At 73.2% G+C, this 1,020-nt stretch carries 1 protein-coding gene; it reads left to right on the forward strand.

The features are described 5' to 3' along the window. Positions 1–1,020, forward strand: a 1,020-nt coding sequence (locus ACZ7BZ_RS38400; protein ID WP_470362428.1) for a phosphopantetheine-binding protein, incomplete at both ends; no start/stop codon positions are given.

Below are 1,020 nucleotides of genomic sequence, written 5' to 3' on the forward strand. Positions count from 1 at the left end.
ACCCGGGCGTACGTGCTGGACGACGGGTTGCAGCCCGTCCCGGCCGGGGTCACCGGCGAGCTGTACCTCGCCGGGAACGGCCTGGCCCGGGGCTACGTCGGCCGCCCGGCGCTGACCGCCGAGCGCTTCGTCGCCGACCCGTACGGCGCCCCCGGCACCCGGATGTACCGCACCGGCGACCTCGCCCGCTGGACCACCACGGGCGAACTGGAGTTCGCCGGTCGAACCGACGACCAGGTCAAGATCCGCGGCTTCCGGATCGAACTCGCCGAGGTCGAGGGCGCGTTCGCCGCCCACCCGGCCGTCCGCCAGGTCATCGCGACAGTCCGCCAGGACCAACCCGGCGACAAGCGCCTGGTCGCCTACGCCACCGGCGACGCCACCCCGACCGAGCTGCGCACCTTCGCCGCCGACCACCTGCCCGGCTACATGGTCCCCGCCGCGGTCGTCGTCCTGGACACCCTGCCCATCACCCCCAACGGCAAGGTCGACCGACGCGCCCTGCCCGCCCCCGACTACACCGCCACCAGGACCGGCCGGGCGCCCCGCAACGCCACCGAGCAGACCCTGTGCGAACTCTTCGCCGACGTCCTCCAGGTGGCCGAACCCGGCATCGACGACAGCTTCTTCGACCTCGGCGGGCACTCGCTGCTCGCCACCAAGCTGGTCAGCCGGATCCGCACCGCCCTCGGCACCGAACTGCCGATCCGCGCCCTCTTCGACCACCCGACCATCGCCGCGCTGGTCCAGCACCTCGGCCAGGACCACACCCCGGTACGCGCCGGGCTGACCACCCGGGAGCGCCCCGAGCGGGTGCCGCTCTCATACGCCCAGCAACGCCTCTGGTTCATCGAGCAGTTCGAGGGCCCCAGCCCTCTCTACAACACCCCCTTCGCGATCCGGCTGACCGGCGCCGTGGACACCACCGCCCTGGCCGAGGCACTGAAGGACGTGGCCACCCGGCACGAGGTGCTGCGCACCCTCGTCCCGACCACCGACGGCCAGCCCCACCAGCTGGTC

It is taken from the genome of Kitasatospora sp. NPDC036934, assembly GCF_055608425.1.